Genomic DNA, 13,250 nt, shown 5'->3' on the forward strand with positions numbered 1-13,250 from the left:
AAGGTGACGGTATTGCAGGTCAATCGCTGTAATTGTCGGTCCCTGGAGCGCCGTCGGCACAAGCCGACAGTCGTTGGTGAAATCCGTCGACAAACAGCATCGGAACGCCGAATTCCGGCGGCAGTGCCGCGCCATTGCATTAATTAATATTGCCATATGGCTACTGTGCAGGTCGGACGTGACCATTGCACGAGCCGACGTTTGTGGAGACCGGCAAAGTACAATGGCGGCGGCTAAACCAATTTCAATTGGACGAAGCAGCAAATGATCTGGCTGCAGACAATTTGATGCGCTCGGGAGCGAAGTAGTCCGATCTGAGTGCAGGTCCATTGCGGCGGATCAGCTAGTCCGAAATGGGAACGAAGCGGCTGAAACCCCCGGCAGGCTAATGCAACTCCCGCTAGGACGGCAGGACTATCTTGTTTAAGGCCGCAACCAGACACCCGTCCGGGCACGACCTTGACGGCAGATTTCTGCACGGTTGGACCTTGCTGCTCGTGCCGCAGCCGACCAAATCATGAACGACTGTTACCCATCCATCCGGTCTGTTTTGTTACCCATCCATCCGCTGGACACACCGCCGTCGCGGCGCCGGGCGAGTCTCATCCCATCAGGCGTTAGCCGAACCGCTCCGTCGCCCATGCATAAAGACTACCCGGAATCGGCTTCTCACCACCCCTTCCCTTGGGCGAGATGTGCAGGCCGATGATCTCGCGGTCGGTGACGAGGCCGAGATAGCTCGAGGGATCGAAGAACAGTTTTGGCTCGGCATGCACGGCGTAGAACGATTGCTTCGGCAAGGCGCAGTGCAGCTCGCCGGTGCGGCGCGCGAGCGCGGTGAGTGCCGCCGGGCCGAAGATCGCAACACGGATATCGGAGAGGCGGTTCGAGCCGCCGCGCAGGCGGCGCATCGCAAACGTGACGCGATGGCGTATCGACAGCCAGTTCGGCGTCAGCTCCTCCTGCTCCATCAGCTCTTCGAAGGCGGCAACGATGCCGTGCCGGGGCGGAAGGTAAATCACGGAATTGCCGAGCTGGCGCGGACGCTCCCACGCGAAGTAGGGCTTTGCCGGATCGATCTCGACGGGCCTCAGCAGCAGCACGTCGGCGTCGAGCCAGAGGCCGAGGCCCTTCGCCATCAGCTTCATGCGGAAGAAGTCGCTGAACTGAAGCGTGGTCCAGTCGCGCCAGCTGCCGTCCGGCTGCGGCGGTCGCAATCGTTCGGAGAACGCATGCGGCAGGATCGCCTCGGCGTCCGCGTTGCCGACGCCTGCGGGCAGGCCGGGAATGGTGTCGAAACTGTAGACCGTGACCTTGTGGCCGGCAGCCAGCTGCGAGCGCAGACAGGTCTGGCGCAGGGCGTCCATTGGGCCGTGCCAGAAGGTGACGATGTCAGGCAACATGGGCGCAAGCTATAGAGGACAACGCTGGCAAAGAAAAAGCCCCGGCGCTGTCAGCACCGGGGCTCAAACAAAAACTTGAGATCAGGCCCAGGCGCGTTCGCGCTTGAGCTTCTCCTCATAGGTATCGATCGAGGCCTTCTTCTCCATCGTCAGGCCGATGTCGTCGAGGCCGTTGATCAGGCAGTGCTTGCGGAACGGGTCGATCTCGAACTTGACCATGCCGCCGTCGGGGCCGCGAATCTCCTGGTTCGGCAGATCGATCGTCAACGTCGCGTTGGCGCCGCGCTCGGCGTCGTCGAACAGCTTGTCGAGGTCTTCCTGGGCCACGCGGATCGGCAGAATGCCGTTCTTGAAGCAGTTGTTGTAGAAGATGTCGCCGAACGAGGTCGAGATCACGCAGCGGATGCCGAAGTCGAGCAGCGCCCAGGGCGCATGCTCGCGGCTCGAGCCGCAGCCGAAATTGTCGCCGGCGACCAGCACCTTCGCATTGCGATAGGCGGGCTGGTTGAGGACGAAATCGGGATTCTCGCTGCCGTCGTCCTTGTAGCGCTGCTCGGAGAAGAGCCCCTTGCCAAGGCCGGTGCGCTTGATGGTCTTGAGGTACTGCTTCGGAATGATCATGTCGGTATCGACATTGATGATCTTCAGCGGCGCCGCGACGCCTTCCAGCGTGGTGAACTTGTCCATGGTTGCGCTTTCCCGGGGTGGTCTAGGGAACCGGTATTTATCGCGATCGGGGCGGAAATCCTAGGCCGAATTCGGCAGATCTCGTCTGCCTAACCGGGCTCTTGAGCCTCGATCGCGGCCATATCGTCGTCCGACAGGCCGAAATGATGGCCGATCTCGTGGATCAGGACGTGGCGAACGATATGGCCGAGGCTTTCGTCGTGCTCGGCCCAGTAATCCAGGATCGGCCGGCGGTAGAGCCACACCATGTTGGGCAGCCGCGCCACGTCGCCAAAACTCTGCTGCGGCAGGCCGACGCCCTGGAACAGGCCGAGCAGGTCGAACTCGCTCTCGCATGCCATCTCGTCCAGGACTTCCTCGGTGGGGAAGTCGTCGACGCGGATGATCACGCCCTCGCACAGCCTACGAAACTCCGCCGGCAGGCGTTCGAACACTTCATGCGCCATCGCTTCCATCTCGGCCAGCGAGGGTGCTTTCAATTCCGTCCACATGGGCTTCTCATAGCGTGGGTTTCGCGGCGATGCATCCGGCTTTATAAGCGCGGCGAGGTTGACGGGCGCCGTCAAAACGGGGAGCCTAGGGCCTCGAAGTGGACGTTCAGATGGGCGGAAAAATGGGAGCGAAAACAGCGCTGACGCTACTGTGCATGGGGTTGTTTTCGCAGTTTTGCGTTGGCGCGGAGGCCCAGACCGCGGCTCCCGGGATCAGGCTGGCCCAGGCGGCCTCGCGAGACGATCTGCCGCCGCCGCGCAAGCGGCCCCCGGCGCGCCTGCGCGTCACGCCCTATTACAGTCCGGATGGCGTCTATCCCCGTTACAATCCCGGTCCCGATGCGGTCCGCGAGTGCAACGCCACCTATGTGCAGGAATTTCGCCCCAGCGGCACGGTGATCGTGCCGCATATGAGCTGCTACTGGCGCCGGGGCTGATACGAACGCCGTGCCCGTCGCGCGCTGAGGCGGAGGTCGTCATGACGAGATGGTTCGCATTGGCGGTTGGCGTCGGGCTTGCCGCAGGCCTGTCTCACGCGTCCGCTGCGCACAGGGTGACGAAGCTGCCCGATGCGTCGGCCGGGCGCGCGGTGTTCGACGGGCGCCGACATGTGCGGTCCGACGTCGTGCGATACGCCCCGCGTCGTGATCCGCATTACTACGCGCGGCCGGTCTACTACCGTCCTTATCCCTACGGCGTGCCCGCACCGTTCGTGCTCGGCTTCGGGCCGTGGCGGTGACCTCGCGGCGCGATGCTGCGCCCGTCGTTCATTCATGAGGCATTCACGTCGCTGTCCCTAATTTAATCTTGGGAGCGACCGCCAATGAACAGGGATGACGCACGCCGGGAGCGAGCGTCGCAACTCCGCTGTCCAGATTCAGGGAGAAGTCGATGCTGAGAATATTGGGTCTCAGGGCAAGCCCGATGCGCTTGCTCGGCATTGCGGCCGCCGCGACGCTGATGCTGTCGGCCGGAACGACGCGTCGTGCTGAGGCGATGACTCCAATCAATCCGACGGCGTTGCCTGTGGCGAAGGCCGCAAGTGACGATGTGATCCCGGTTCGCCACGGCGGCGGTGGCGGCGGTGGGCATGGTGGCGGCGGCTTTCATGGCGGCGGCGGTTTCCACGGTGGAGGCGGCTTCCACGGTGGCGGAGGACATATCGGTGGCTTCCGCGGCGGTGGTTTCCATGCTGGTGGCTTCCGCGCCGCGCCCGCGTTTCATGGCGGCGGCTATCGCTACGGCGGAGTTCGCCACTATGGCGGAGGTGGATTCCACCGCTACGGCATCTATCGCCCGCATTACGGCTATCGCCATTTTCATCGGCGCTATTACGGCGGCTACTATCCCTATTACAGCCATCCGCGCCGATGCCGGGTCATCTGGACCTATTACGGCCCGCGCCGCGTCTGCCGCCGGCATCGCTGGCACCATCCGTACCGCTATTGGTAAGCACGATCGAAATGAAAAGGGCGCCTCGACGGCGCCCTTTGTTCATCCGGTGGCTTAAAGCCAATCCTTCAGTTTCCACGACGCCGACGTCCATCGCGTCAGGTTCTCGATCTTCCATTGCTTGAACATCGCCGGCGGCCAGCGGCTGAGCTTCGAGGTCTCCTCGACCTCGGGCTTGGCGACCATGCGCAGCGGTGCCGCGCGCCGCCGGTGCTGGGGCGTCGCCGCGCTGATCAGATCGACATATTCAGGCTTGCTGGCCATGAGCTCGTGTCCTCGCGAAATGTTCGCGAGGACGCAGTGTCGGCGCTACCGATTAACGGCGGTTTGCCGCGATCGCTCAAATTAAAACGAGCGGCTTACCGCCACTCCCTGATGTCGACGAAGTGACCTGCGATCGCCGCGGCCGCCGCCATCGCCGGCGACACCAGATGGGTGCGGCCCTTGAAGCCCTGGCGGCCCTCGAAGTTGCGGTTCGAGGTCGAGGCGCAGCGCTCTTCCGGAGCCAGCTTGTCGGGGTTCATCGCGAGGCACATCGAGCAACCGGGCTCGCGCCATTCGAAGCCGGCGTTGATGAAGATCTTGTCCAGACCTTCAGCCTCGGCCTGCTCCTTCACGAGGCCGGAGCCCGGCACGACCATGGCGTTGACGCCGCCTGCGACCTGCTTGCCTTCCGCGATCTTCGCGGCGGCGCGCAGATCCTCGATCCGGCCGTTGGTGCAGGAGCCGATGAAGATGCGGTCGAGCTTGATGTCAGTGATCTTCGTCCCCGCGGTCAGGCCCATATATTTCAGCGCGCGGTGCTTCGACAGGCGCTTGGCCTCGTCCGCGATCTTGTCGGGATCGGGCACGCTGCCGGTGACGGAGATCACGTCTTCAGGGCTCGTGCCCCAGGTCACGATCGGCGGCAGCTTTGCGGCATCGAGCCGCAGCTCGTGGTCGAAATGCGCGCCCTCGTCCGAGCGCAAGCGCTCCCAGTAACGCATCGCCGCGTCCCAATCCGCGCCCTTCGGTGCCTTCGGGCGGCCGCGCAGGAAGTCGAACGCCTTCTGATCCGGCGCGACCAGGCCGGCGCGCGCGCCACCTTCGATGGACATGTTGCAGACCGTCATGCGGCCTTCCATGCTGAGCGCACGGATCGCGTCGCCGGCGTATTCGAGCACGTAGCCGGTGCCGCCTGCGGTGCCGATCTCGCCGATGATCGCCAGGATGATGTCCTTGCCCGTCACACCATCCGGCAATTTGCCGTCGACGGTGACGCGCATGTTCTTCGCCTTCTTCTGGATCAGCGTCTGCGTCGCCAGCACGTGTTCGACTTCCGACGTGCCGATGCCGTGCGCGAGCGCGCCGAACGCACCGTGCGTCGAGGTGTGGCTGTCTCCGCAGACGATGGTGGTGCCGGGCAGCGTGAAGCCCTGCTCGGGGCCGATGACGTGGACGACGCCCTGACGCTTGTCGAACTCGTCGTAATATTCGATGCCGAACTCCCTGGCGTTGTCGGCCAGTGCCTTGATCTGCTCGATGCTTTCAGGGTCGGGGTTCGGCTTGGTGCGGTCGGTGGTCGGCACGTTGTGATCGACGACGGCCAGCGTCTTCTCGGGCGCGTGGACCTTGCGGCCGGTGGCGCGCAGGCCTTCGAACGCTTGCGGTGAAGTGACCTCGTGCACCAGATGGCGATCGATATAGAGCAGGCAGGTGCCGTCCTCGGCTTCGTGCACCAGATGGTCGTTCCAGATCTTGTCGTACAATGTGGTCGGCTTGGGCATGAGCGTCAGCTCCAGGAATGTTGTGTAGAGCGGGTTGCGCGGCTGGCGCGCGGGGCAACGAAATCGTCAGCGCAGCTTTTAGGCTGCGCGCGTAAGCTCTGACGTTGCCGAGGTCGCGAAGCGTCCGAAGAACCGGCCGGGCAGCCGCGAGCGATCGTCGATGACGACGCGCTTGACGGGCGAGAGGCTGGTCAAATCTGGAAACATTCCAAGAATATATAGCAGGCCGAACTGGAATCGCGAGGGCTTTGACGCGCACGGCTGACGCAACAAAAAAGCGCGGGGTTTGGCCCCGCGCTTTTGGAAACTCGCATGTAAGCGGAGCTTACTCGTTGACGGCAGCAGCCGGGCGGTCCTGCTTCTTCTCGACGATGCGGGCCGACTTGCCGCGAAGGTTGCGGAGATAATAGAGCTTGGCGCGACGCACCTTGCCGCGGCGCACCACCTTGATCGAGTCGATCATCGGCGACATCACCGGGAACACGCGCTCCACGCCTTCGCCGTACGAAATCTTGCGCACCGTGAAGCTCTCGTTGAGACCGCCGCCGGAACGGCCGATGCAAACGCCTTCATAGGCCTGCACGCGGGTGCGGTCGCCTTCGACGACCTTCACGTTGACGATCACGGTATCGCCGGGGCCGAACTCCGGGATCTCCTTGTTGGCGGAGAGCTTGTCGAATTGCTCTTTTTCGAGCTGTTGGATCAGGTTCATGGGTAAATCTCCATCGGCGCGCCCAGCCTTGGAAAACGGGGGCTGCGCGAAATTCGTTTATCCAGCCATTGCGGATGTGGCCGCTGCTATAAGGCAAGCCGGAGCGTTTGTCACCCGTCTGTCTTGTTTTTTGGCGTTTTTTGGCGTCCTGCCCGATTCGGGACTTTGCTCGGGATCCGGGCCCACAAATCCGGTCGCCGGGCCGCCGTCAGGGCCTCGGATTCCGCCCGCCGCCAGCTGGCGACCTTGGCATGGTCACCGGAGGTCAGGATATCAGGGATCGGTGCCCCCTCGAACAGCTGCGGCCGGGTGTATTGGGGGTATTCGAGCAGGCCGTCGGAGAAGCTTTCCTCGGTTCCCGAGGCTTCCTTGCCCATCACGCCCGGCAGCAGCCGAACACAGGCGTCGATCAGGGCCAGGGCCGCGATTTCACCGCCGGAGAGGACGTAATCCCCGATCGAGACCTCCTCCAGGCCTCGCCCGTCGATCACGCGCTGGTCCACCCCCTCGAACCGCCCGCAGACGATCAGGGGACCCGGACCCTTGGCCAGTTCGAGGACGCGGGCCTGGGTCAATGGCCGACCTCTCGGGCTCATCAGCAATTTCGGCCGGTCCGGGCCGATCCCGGCGGCATCGATCGCGGCCGCCAGAACATCGGCCCGAAGCACCATGCCCGGTCCGCCGCCGGCCGGGGTGTCATCGACGCTGCGATGGCGGTCGGTAGCCGAGGCCCGGATGTCCCGCGCCTCCAGTTCCCAGAGCCCGCCAGCCAGCGCCCGGCCGGCCAGGCTCACGCCGAGCGGCCCCGGAAACATCTCCGGAAACAGCGTCAGCACCGTCGCGCGCCAGGGTGAGGGGTTGGTCATCGGATCTCAGTTATTGTCGTCCCGGACAAGCGGAGCGCAGATGGGACCCATAACCACCGCACTTCGTTTGGCGACGGCTGGAGCGATCAGTTTAGCTAAAAATTCTGGCCTGTGGTTATGGGTCCCGGCCCCCCGTGCGCAAGTTGCGCACTAGGCCGGGACGACCCGGGGAGGGATCCTCCCCCGCGATTTCCTGCGGCAGCGCGATCACGACGCGGCCCCCTGTGAGATCGACCTCCGGCACCACCGCGTCCGTGAACGGCAGCAGCATCGTGGTCCCCGTGGGCGGCGCGATCTCGATGATGTCGCCGGCGCCGAAATTGTGGATCGCGAGCACGCGGCCGAGCGCATCGCCGGCCGTGGTGACGGCGGCGAGCCCGATCAGATCGGTGTGGTAATATTCGCCCTCGTCCGTCGCGGGCAGCTTTTCGCGCGCGACGTAGAGCTCGATGCCGTTGAGGCGCTCGGCCTCATCGCGGGTCGTGACGCCCTTGAACGTCGCAACCAGATGATCCTTGGCCGCGCGCGCCGTTGCGACCTCGAACTGGCGCTTGCCATCCTTGGACGAGAGCAGGCCGTAGCTCCGCACGGCAAATGGATCCTCGGTAAAGGTCCACAGTTTGACCGCGCCGCGCACACCATGCGCGGCGCCGATCCGCGCGACGCAGACCAGCGCCGGCATGATCTGGCCTTAACCCTTCGCGGCGGCTTCGGCCTGCGCCTTGCGCTCCTTGCGCGGCACGGCCTTCTCGGGATTGTTGCGCACTTCGCGCTTCTTGACGCCGGCGGCGTCGAGGAAGCGGGACACGCGGTCCGACGGCTGCGCGCCCTTGGCGAGCCAGGCCTTCACCTTGTCCATGTCGAGCTTCAGACGGGTCTCGTTGTCCTTCGGCAGCAGCGGGTTGAAATAGCCGAGACGCTCGATGAAGCGACCGTCGCGGGGAAAGCGCGAATCGGCGACGACGACGTGATAGACGGGGCGCTTCTTGGTGCCTGCGCGGGCGAGACGGATAACGACGGACATCTAAGTTCTCCTTCAAAGTACGTTTTGTTCGGTTGATTGGTATTCCGCGTTGCGCGAGACCGTTGCGATCTCCCGCGACGAATTCCTCATTTCTTCTTGCCCGGGAAACCGCCGAGGCCCGGCAGCATCGGCTTGCCGCTCAGCCCGGTCAGGCCTGGAACGTTCGGCAGACCCTGGCGCAGCCCGGGCGGCAAATCCTTCGGCAGGCTGGGCAAACCTTGTCCGCCGCCGCCCTGCATCTTTTCCTGCAGCGCCTTCATCTCTTCCGGCGAAGGCGGCTTCATGCCGCCGCCAAAACCCATCGCCTGGGCGATGCCCGCGAGCGGACCGCGCTTGCCGGAGCCCATGGCCTTCATCATGTCGGCCATGTTCCGGTGCATCTTGAGCAGCTTGTTGACCTGCTCGACGCTCTGGCCGGAACCTGCGGCGATACGCTTCTTGCGGCTGGCCTTGAGCAGATCGGGATGACGGCGCTCGTCGCGCGTCATGGAATCGATCACCGCGACCTGGCGCTTCAAGATCTTGTCGTCGATGCCGGCGGCCGCGATCTGGTTCTTCATCTTGGCGATGCCGGGCATCATGCCCATCAGGCCGCTGATGCCGCCCATGTTCGCCATCTGCGACAGCTGCTCGCGCATGTCGTTGAGGTCGAACTGACCCTTGCGCATCCGCTCGGCGGTGCGCGCAGCCTTTTCCGCATCGATATTGGCCGCAGCGCGTTCGACCAGCGACACCACGTCGCCCATGCCGAGGATGCGGCCGGCGATACGGTCGGGATGGAAATCCTCCAGCGCATCGGTCTTTTCACCGGTGCCGAGCAGCTTGATCGGCTTGCCGGTGACCGCGCGCATCGACAACGCGGCGCCGCCGCGGCCGTCGCCATCGACTCGTGTCAGCACGATGCCGGTGAGGCCGACGCGCTCGTCGAAGGCGCGGGCGAGGTTGACGGCGTCCTGGCCGGTGAGGCTGTCCGCCACCAGCAGCACTTCATGCGGATTGGCGGCGGCTTTGATGGCTGCTGCTTCCGCCATCATCTCTTCGTCGAGCGTGGTGCGGCCGGCGGTGTCGAGCAGCACGACGTCGTAGCCGCCGAGCTTGCCGGCCTCCAGCGCGCGCTTCGCGATCTGCGCCGGCAGCTGGCCGGCGACGATCGGCAGTGTCGGAATGTCGAGATCGCGGCCCAGGACGGCCAGCTGCTCCATCGCCGCAGGACGGTAGATGTCGAGCGACGCCATCAGCACCTTGCGCTTGTCGCGCTGGACCATGCGACGGGCGAGCTTTGCGGTGGTGGTGGTCTTGCCGGAGCCTTGCAGGCCGACCATCATGATCGGCACCGGCGGCACGGAATTGATGTCGATGGTCTGGCTTTCGGCGCCGAGCGTGTTGATCAGCTCGTCATGGACGATCTTGACCACCATCTGGCCGGGCGTCACCGATTTGACGACGGTGGCGCCGATCGCCTGCTCGCGGACCCGCTCGGTGAAGCTGCGCACCACTTCGAGGGCGACGTCGGCTTCCAGCAGCGCGCGGCGCACCTCGCGCATGGCGGCGTCGACGTCCTTTTCGGTCAGCGCACCGCGCCCCGTCAGACGATCGAGAATGCCGCCAAGCCGTTCCGACAGATTGTCGAACAATGCCGTTGTCCCTTGTCCTGCTTACGCAGGGTTGCCGTATTCACTGTTGTCATGCCCCGCGAAGGCGGGTCATCCAGTACGCCGTGGCTTTCCGGTTCTAGCCGAGCCGCGTCCGGGATACTGGATCCCCCGCCTTCGCGGGGGATGACCACTCACTTGGGCGAGCGATCTTCCAAACACCTTTACGCCCGAGGGCGCATCGCGCTGTCGGGCGTTGGCCTCTGGCCTCTGGGGCCAGTGGGCGGGTCGAAAAGAAAGCCTTTCCGAGAAAGTGCCGGGGGTTAAACGCCGCTCCCGCCCGAAAGTCAAGGAAAGTTAGGACGCCGGGACGCCTTCGGGAGGGCAAGGCCTTGAAAATATGACATTTTCGGCATTGGGTTCCTTTTCCGCAGACCCCGCCCATATAGCGGTGATGTCCTGCCGCTCCGACCATCCCTGAAGCCAGATCCGTGCCGATCACCCGCCGCCGCCTTTTCGGACTGCTCGCCGGGGCCAGCGCATTGGTCGGTGTGCCCTCCCTTTGGATGTCCCGCATGAAAACCTATGACGGCCCGGTCTCCGACCATTTCGACGGACTGACCTTCTTCGATCCGGACGGCGCGCCGCCACGATCGCTTCGTGAGGTCCTGCGCTGGCAGTTCGGCGGCAAGCGGCAGCGCGCGACCTGGCCGGATTGGGCGCCGAGCCCCCATGCCGATACCCCGCCGGCGCGCGTCGAGGGCGACAAGGTGCGGCTCTCCTTCGTCGGCCACGCCAGCTGGCTGATCCAGACCGGCGGCCTCAACATTCTCGTCGATCCGGTCTGGTCCTCGCGGGTCTCGCCCGTCAGCTTTGCCGGGCCGAAGCGGCACAACGATCCCGGCATTGCCTTCGACAAGCTGCCGAAAATCGATGCCGTGCTGGTCTCGCACGGCCATTACGATCATCTCGACATGGCGACGTTGTCGCGGCTCGCCAAGAATTTCGCCCCGCGTGTGGTGACCCCGCTCGGCAACGACGTCACGATGCGCAGCACCGATGCGACGATCAAGGTGGAAGCGTTCGACTGGCACGATCGCGTCGAGCTCGGCGGCGGCATCGCCGTGACGCTGGTGCCGACCCGGCACTGGTCGGCGCGCGGCATGTTCGATCGCAACAAGGCGCTGTGGGCGAGTTTCGTGCTGGAGACGCCTGCGGGGAAAATCTACGTCGTCTGCGATTCCGGCTATGGCGATGGCGGGCATTTCCGCCGCGTCGCCGACAAGCACGGGCCGCTCCGTCTGGCGATCCTCCCGATCGGCGCCTACGAGCCGCGCTGGTTCATGCGCGATCAGCACATGAACCCGGAAGACGCGGTGAAGGCGCTGGCGGATTGCGGCGCGCAGAAAGCACTCGGGCATCACCACGGCACGTTTCAGCTGACCGATGAAGCAATCGATGCGCCGGCGAAGGCCTTGGTCGAGGCGCTCGACGCCGCGAAGGTTCCGCAGGAGCGGTTCGTGGCGATGAAGCCCGGGCAGGTGGTGGAGATCTGACTCCATCAAGCAAACAACCCGTCGTCCTGGACAAGCGAGCGGAGCGAGCGCTGATCCAGGACCCATTACCACAGGGAGTAGTTTGGCGAACAGTCGGGTTAGCTGCTTCGCGCTATAACCACGCCCTGGGGTAATGGGTCCTGGCTTTCGCCAGGACGACGCCTGAAATTGGCGCCGCAGCGTGCCTCTTGCGGCCTCACTGCCCCTGCTTGATCGCCCAGCTCACATTCACCGTCACCGCCAGCGTTTCCTCGCCGGGCGCAACGGCTGCGCCGCCTGCGGCCATCGGCGCTGCGGCCATGCGTCCCTTGAACAGCGGCATCGGAGCGCCGCCTTCGGACACACTCAGCGGCGCGCCGAGCGCGACGCCAGTGGCCTTGGCGTAGATCTCCGCTTTGCGGCGGGCGTCTGCGACAGCCTTCTCGCGGGCATCGTCGAGCAGTTTTGAGGCCTGCGTGACCTCGAAAGAGATGTTGCCGATATCGTTGGCGCCGGCGCCGACCAGTGTGTCGATGATGGCGGCGACCTTGGTCACGTCGCGGATCTTCACGGTGACGCGGTTTGAGGCGCGGAAGCCGACTACGGGCGAGGCGCCGGTGGATTTGTTCTGGCCGTATTGCGGCTGCAGCGACAGCCGCGAGGTCTGGTAATCCTTCTCGTCAATGCCTGCGCCCTTCAGCGCCAGCAGCACCTTGCCCATCGCGGCGTTGTTGGCGTCGGAGGCTTCCTTCGCGGATTTGGCGTCGTTGGCGACGCCGGCGTCGATCTGCGCCAGATCAGGCGCGGCGGAGATAGTGGCTTCGCCGCTCACCGAAATCGCGGACGGAAAATCGTCGGCGAGCGCGGGCGTTACCAGCAGCCCGGCGGCAAAGGACGTAACAAGGGACGTCAAAAGGATGGCTGGCTTTTTCATCGGTCTCATTTCAGCGGCACGAAAACATTGATCACGAGCTTGTCCTCGGCCGTCTTCAGGGGATCGGTGAGGTATTCCTCGATGAAGGTGTCCTTGGCTTCCAGCTTCTTGTCGTCGAGGTGATTGGTGATCGCCTCATAGGTGTTGTCCATGTTGTCGTAGGAGCCGCGATGGACGAATTTCAACGCCTTGCCCTCCGGCGATTTGCCGACGCTCATGTCCTTCGGCAGGTTCTTCGGGTCCTGCTCGACCGGGATCTCGGCAAGGAAGGTGAATCCGGTGTCGTCCGTCGAGGTGTAGACGATCATCGAATTGCCGGCGTGCTTGATGCCCTGCTTGTCCAGCAACGTGTTCAGCGCCTTGAAGGCGTCGATCAGCGTGTCGAAGGCAGAGTCCCAATTGGCAGTGCCCTTGACCATCACGACCTTCTTGGGCTCGAGCGTGGTCTCCTGTCCGAAGGGATCGGCCGTCTGCACGGGAGCCGGCGTCGCGGCCGCAGCGGGCGGCGGGGCGGCCGGGCTCGGTGAGGCACTGGCTGCGGGCGAGGGCGAGGCGCTTGCCGCCGGCGACGGGGTGGCCACGGGTGCGGGTGAGGCACTTGCCGCGGGGGCGGGCGAGGCCGACGGAGCCGGCGAGGGGCTCGCTGATGCGGCCGGCGCCGGGCTCGGCGTTTGGGCCAGCGTGGCGGACAGATCAAACGACAAGGCCGCTGCCGGGATCAGCGCGGCTAAAGCGAGACGACGAAACCTGAACATTTTTATTCTCCCCAATAGCTTATCCGCCAAGGC

The 13,250-nt window shown here is 64.5% G+C and carries 16 protein-coding genes; 4 read left to right on the forward strand and 12 right to left on the reverse strand.

Features of this window, described 5'->3' with window-relative positions:
- Positions 1–617 precede the first annotated feature (617 nt).
- The 3 genes from BRA1253DRAFT_RS24570 to BRA1253DRAFT_RS24580 all read right to left on the reverse strand — a co-directional run bounded on the left by BRA1253DRAFT_RS24570 (position 618) and on the right by BRA1253DRAFT_RS24580 (position 2,581).
- On the reverse strand, positions 618–1,403 hold the full coding sequence (locus BRA1253DRAFT_RS24570; protein WP_007598809.1) for a hypothetical protein: 786 nt from the start codon (positions 1,401–1,403) through the stop codon (positions 618–620).
- Between the two features lie 81 nt (positions 1,404–1,484).
- A complete protein-coding gene (gene leuD, locus BRA1253DRAFT_RS24575; protein WP_007598811.1) occupies positions 1,485–2,090 on the reverse strand; it encodes a 3-isopropylmalate dehydratase small subunit in 606 nt (201 codons plus the stop codon).
- A gap of 89 nt (positions 2,091–2,179) precedes the next feature.
- The gene (locus BRA1253DRAFT_RS24580) at positions 2,180–2,581 is read right to left on the reverse strand and encodes a metallopeptidase family protein (protein ID WP_007598813.1); all 402 of its coding nucleotides are present in this window, start codon (positions 2,579–2,581) and stop codon (positions 2,180–2,182) included.
- A 155-nt stretch (positions 2,582–2,736) separates the two neighbouring features.
- On the opposite strand from BRA1253DRAFT_RS24580, the gene BRA1253DRAFT_RS24585 reads away from it, so the two are divergent.
- From BRA1253DRAFT_RS24585 to BRA1253DRAFT_RS24595, 3 genes are all read left to right on the forward strand, one after another.
- Entirely contained in the window at positions 2,737–3,018 is a 282-nt protein-coding gene (locus BRA1253DRAFT_RS24585; RefSeq protein WP_035993898.1) for a hypothetical protein, read from the forward strand.
- 41 nt (positions 3,019–3,059) lie between these two features.
- Entirely contained in the window at positions 3,060–3,320 is a 261-nt protein-coding gene (locus tag BRA1253DRAFT_RS24590; protein ID WP_007598817.1) for a hypothetical protein, read from the forward strand.
- 152 nt (positions 3,321–3,472) lie between these two features.
- A complete protein-coding gene (locus BRA1253DRAFT_RS24595; RefSeq protein WP_007598819.1) occupies positions 3,473–4,033 on the forward strand; it encodes a hypothetical protein in 561 nt (186 codons plus the stop codon).
- Between the two features lie 54 nt (positions 4,034–4,087).
- On the opposite strand, the gene BRA1253DRAFT_RS24600 is transcribed toward BRA1253DRAFT_RS24595, so the two are convergent.
- The 7 genes from BRA1253DRAFT_RS24600 to ffh form a co-directional block, all read right to left on the reverse strand.
- Entirely contained in the window at positions 4,088–4,297 is a 210-nt protein-coding gene (locus tag BRA1253DRAFT_RS24600) for a hypothetical protein (protein ID WP_007598821.1), read from the reverse strand.
- A 95-nt stretch (positions 4,298–4,392) separates the two neighbouring features.
- Positions 4,393–5,799, reverse strand: coding sequence for a 3-isopropylmalate dehydratase large subunit (gene leuC / locus BRA1253DRAFT_RS24605; protein ID WP_007598823.1), 1,407 nt, complete (start codon positions 5,797–5,799; stop codon positions 4,393–4,395).
- A 325-nt stretch (positions 5,800–6,124) separates the two neighbouring features.
- On the reverse strand, positions 6,125–6,511 hold the full coding sequence (gene rplS / locus BRA1253DRAFT_RS24610; RefSeq protein WP_007598824.1) for a 50S ribosomal protein L19: 387 nt from the start codon (positions 6,509–6,511) through the stop codon (positions 6,125–6,127).
- A gap of 110 nt (positions 6,512–6,621) precedes the next feature.
- Complete coding sequence (trmD, locus tag BRA1253DRAFT_RS24615; RefSeq protein WP_007598825.1) at positions 6,622–7,377, reverse strand: tRNA (guanosine(37)-N1)-methyltransferase TrmD; 756 nt, start codon at positions 7,375–7,377, stop codon at positions 6,622–6,624.
- A gap of 115 nt (positions 7,378–7,492) precedes the next feature.
- A complete protein-coding gene (gene rimM, locus BRA1253DRAFT_RS24620) occupies positions 7,493–8,059 on the reverse strand; it encodes a ribosome maturation factor RimM (protein WP_007598826.1) in 567 nt (188 codons plus the stop codon).
- 9 nt (positions 8,060–8,068) lie between these two features.
- On the reverse strand, positions 8,069–8,401 hold the full coding sequence (gene rpsP / locus BRA1253DRAFT_RS24625) for a 30S ribosomal protein S16 (protein WP_007598827.1): 333 nt from the start codon (positions 8,399–8,401) through the stop codon (positions 8,069–8,071).
- 86 nt (positions 8,402–8,487) lie between these two features.
- Complete coding sequence (ffh, locus tag BRA1253DRAFT_RS24630) at positions 8,488–10,035, reverse strand: signal recognition particle protein (protein ID WP_007598828.1); 1,548 nt, start codon at positions 10,033–10,035, stop codon at positions 8,488–8,490.
- 449 nt (positions 10,036–10,484) lie between these two features.
- On the opposite strand from ffh, the gene BRA1253DRAFT_RS24635 reads away from it, so the two are divergent.
- Positions 10,485–11,549 (forward strand): MBL fold metallo-hydrolase, encoded by a 1,065-nt coding sequence (locus BRA1253DRAFT_RS24635; protein ID WP_083869893.1) that lies wholly within the window; start codon positions 10,485–10,487, stop codon positions 11,547–11,549.
- Between the two features lie 196 nt (positions 11,550–11,745).
- On the opposite strand, the gene BRA1253DRAFT_RS24640 is transcribed toward BRA1253DRAFT_RS24635, so the two are convergent.
- A complete protein-coding gene (locus BRA1253DRAFT_RS24640) occupies positions 11,746–12,462 on the reverse strand; it encodes an SIMPL domain-containing protein (protein ID WP_035993901.1) in 717 nt (238 codons plus the stop codon).
- 5 nt (positions 12,463–12,467) lie between these two features.
- Positions 12,468–13,217 (reverse strand): GyrI-like domain-containing protein, encoded by a 750-nt coding sequence (locus BRA1253DRAFT_RS41705; protein ID WP_083869895.1) that lies wholly within the window; start codon positions 13,215–13,217, stop codon positions 12,468–12,470.
- Positions 13,218–13,250: the final 33 nt, after the last annotated feature.

The sequence above is a fragment of the Bradyrhizobium sp. WSM1253 genome, assembly GCF_000244935.1.
Lineage (GTDB): Bacteria > Pseudomonadota > Alphaproteobacteria > Rhizobiales > Xanthobacteraceae > Bradyrhizobium > Bradyrhizobium canariense.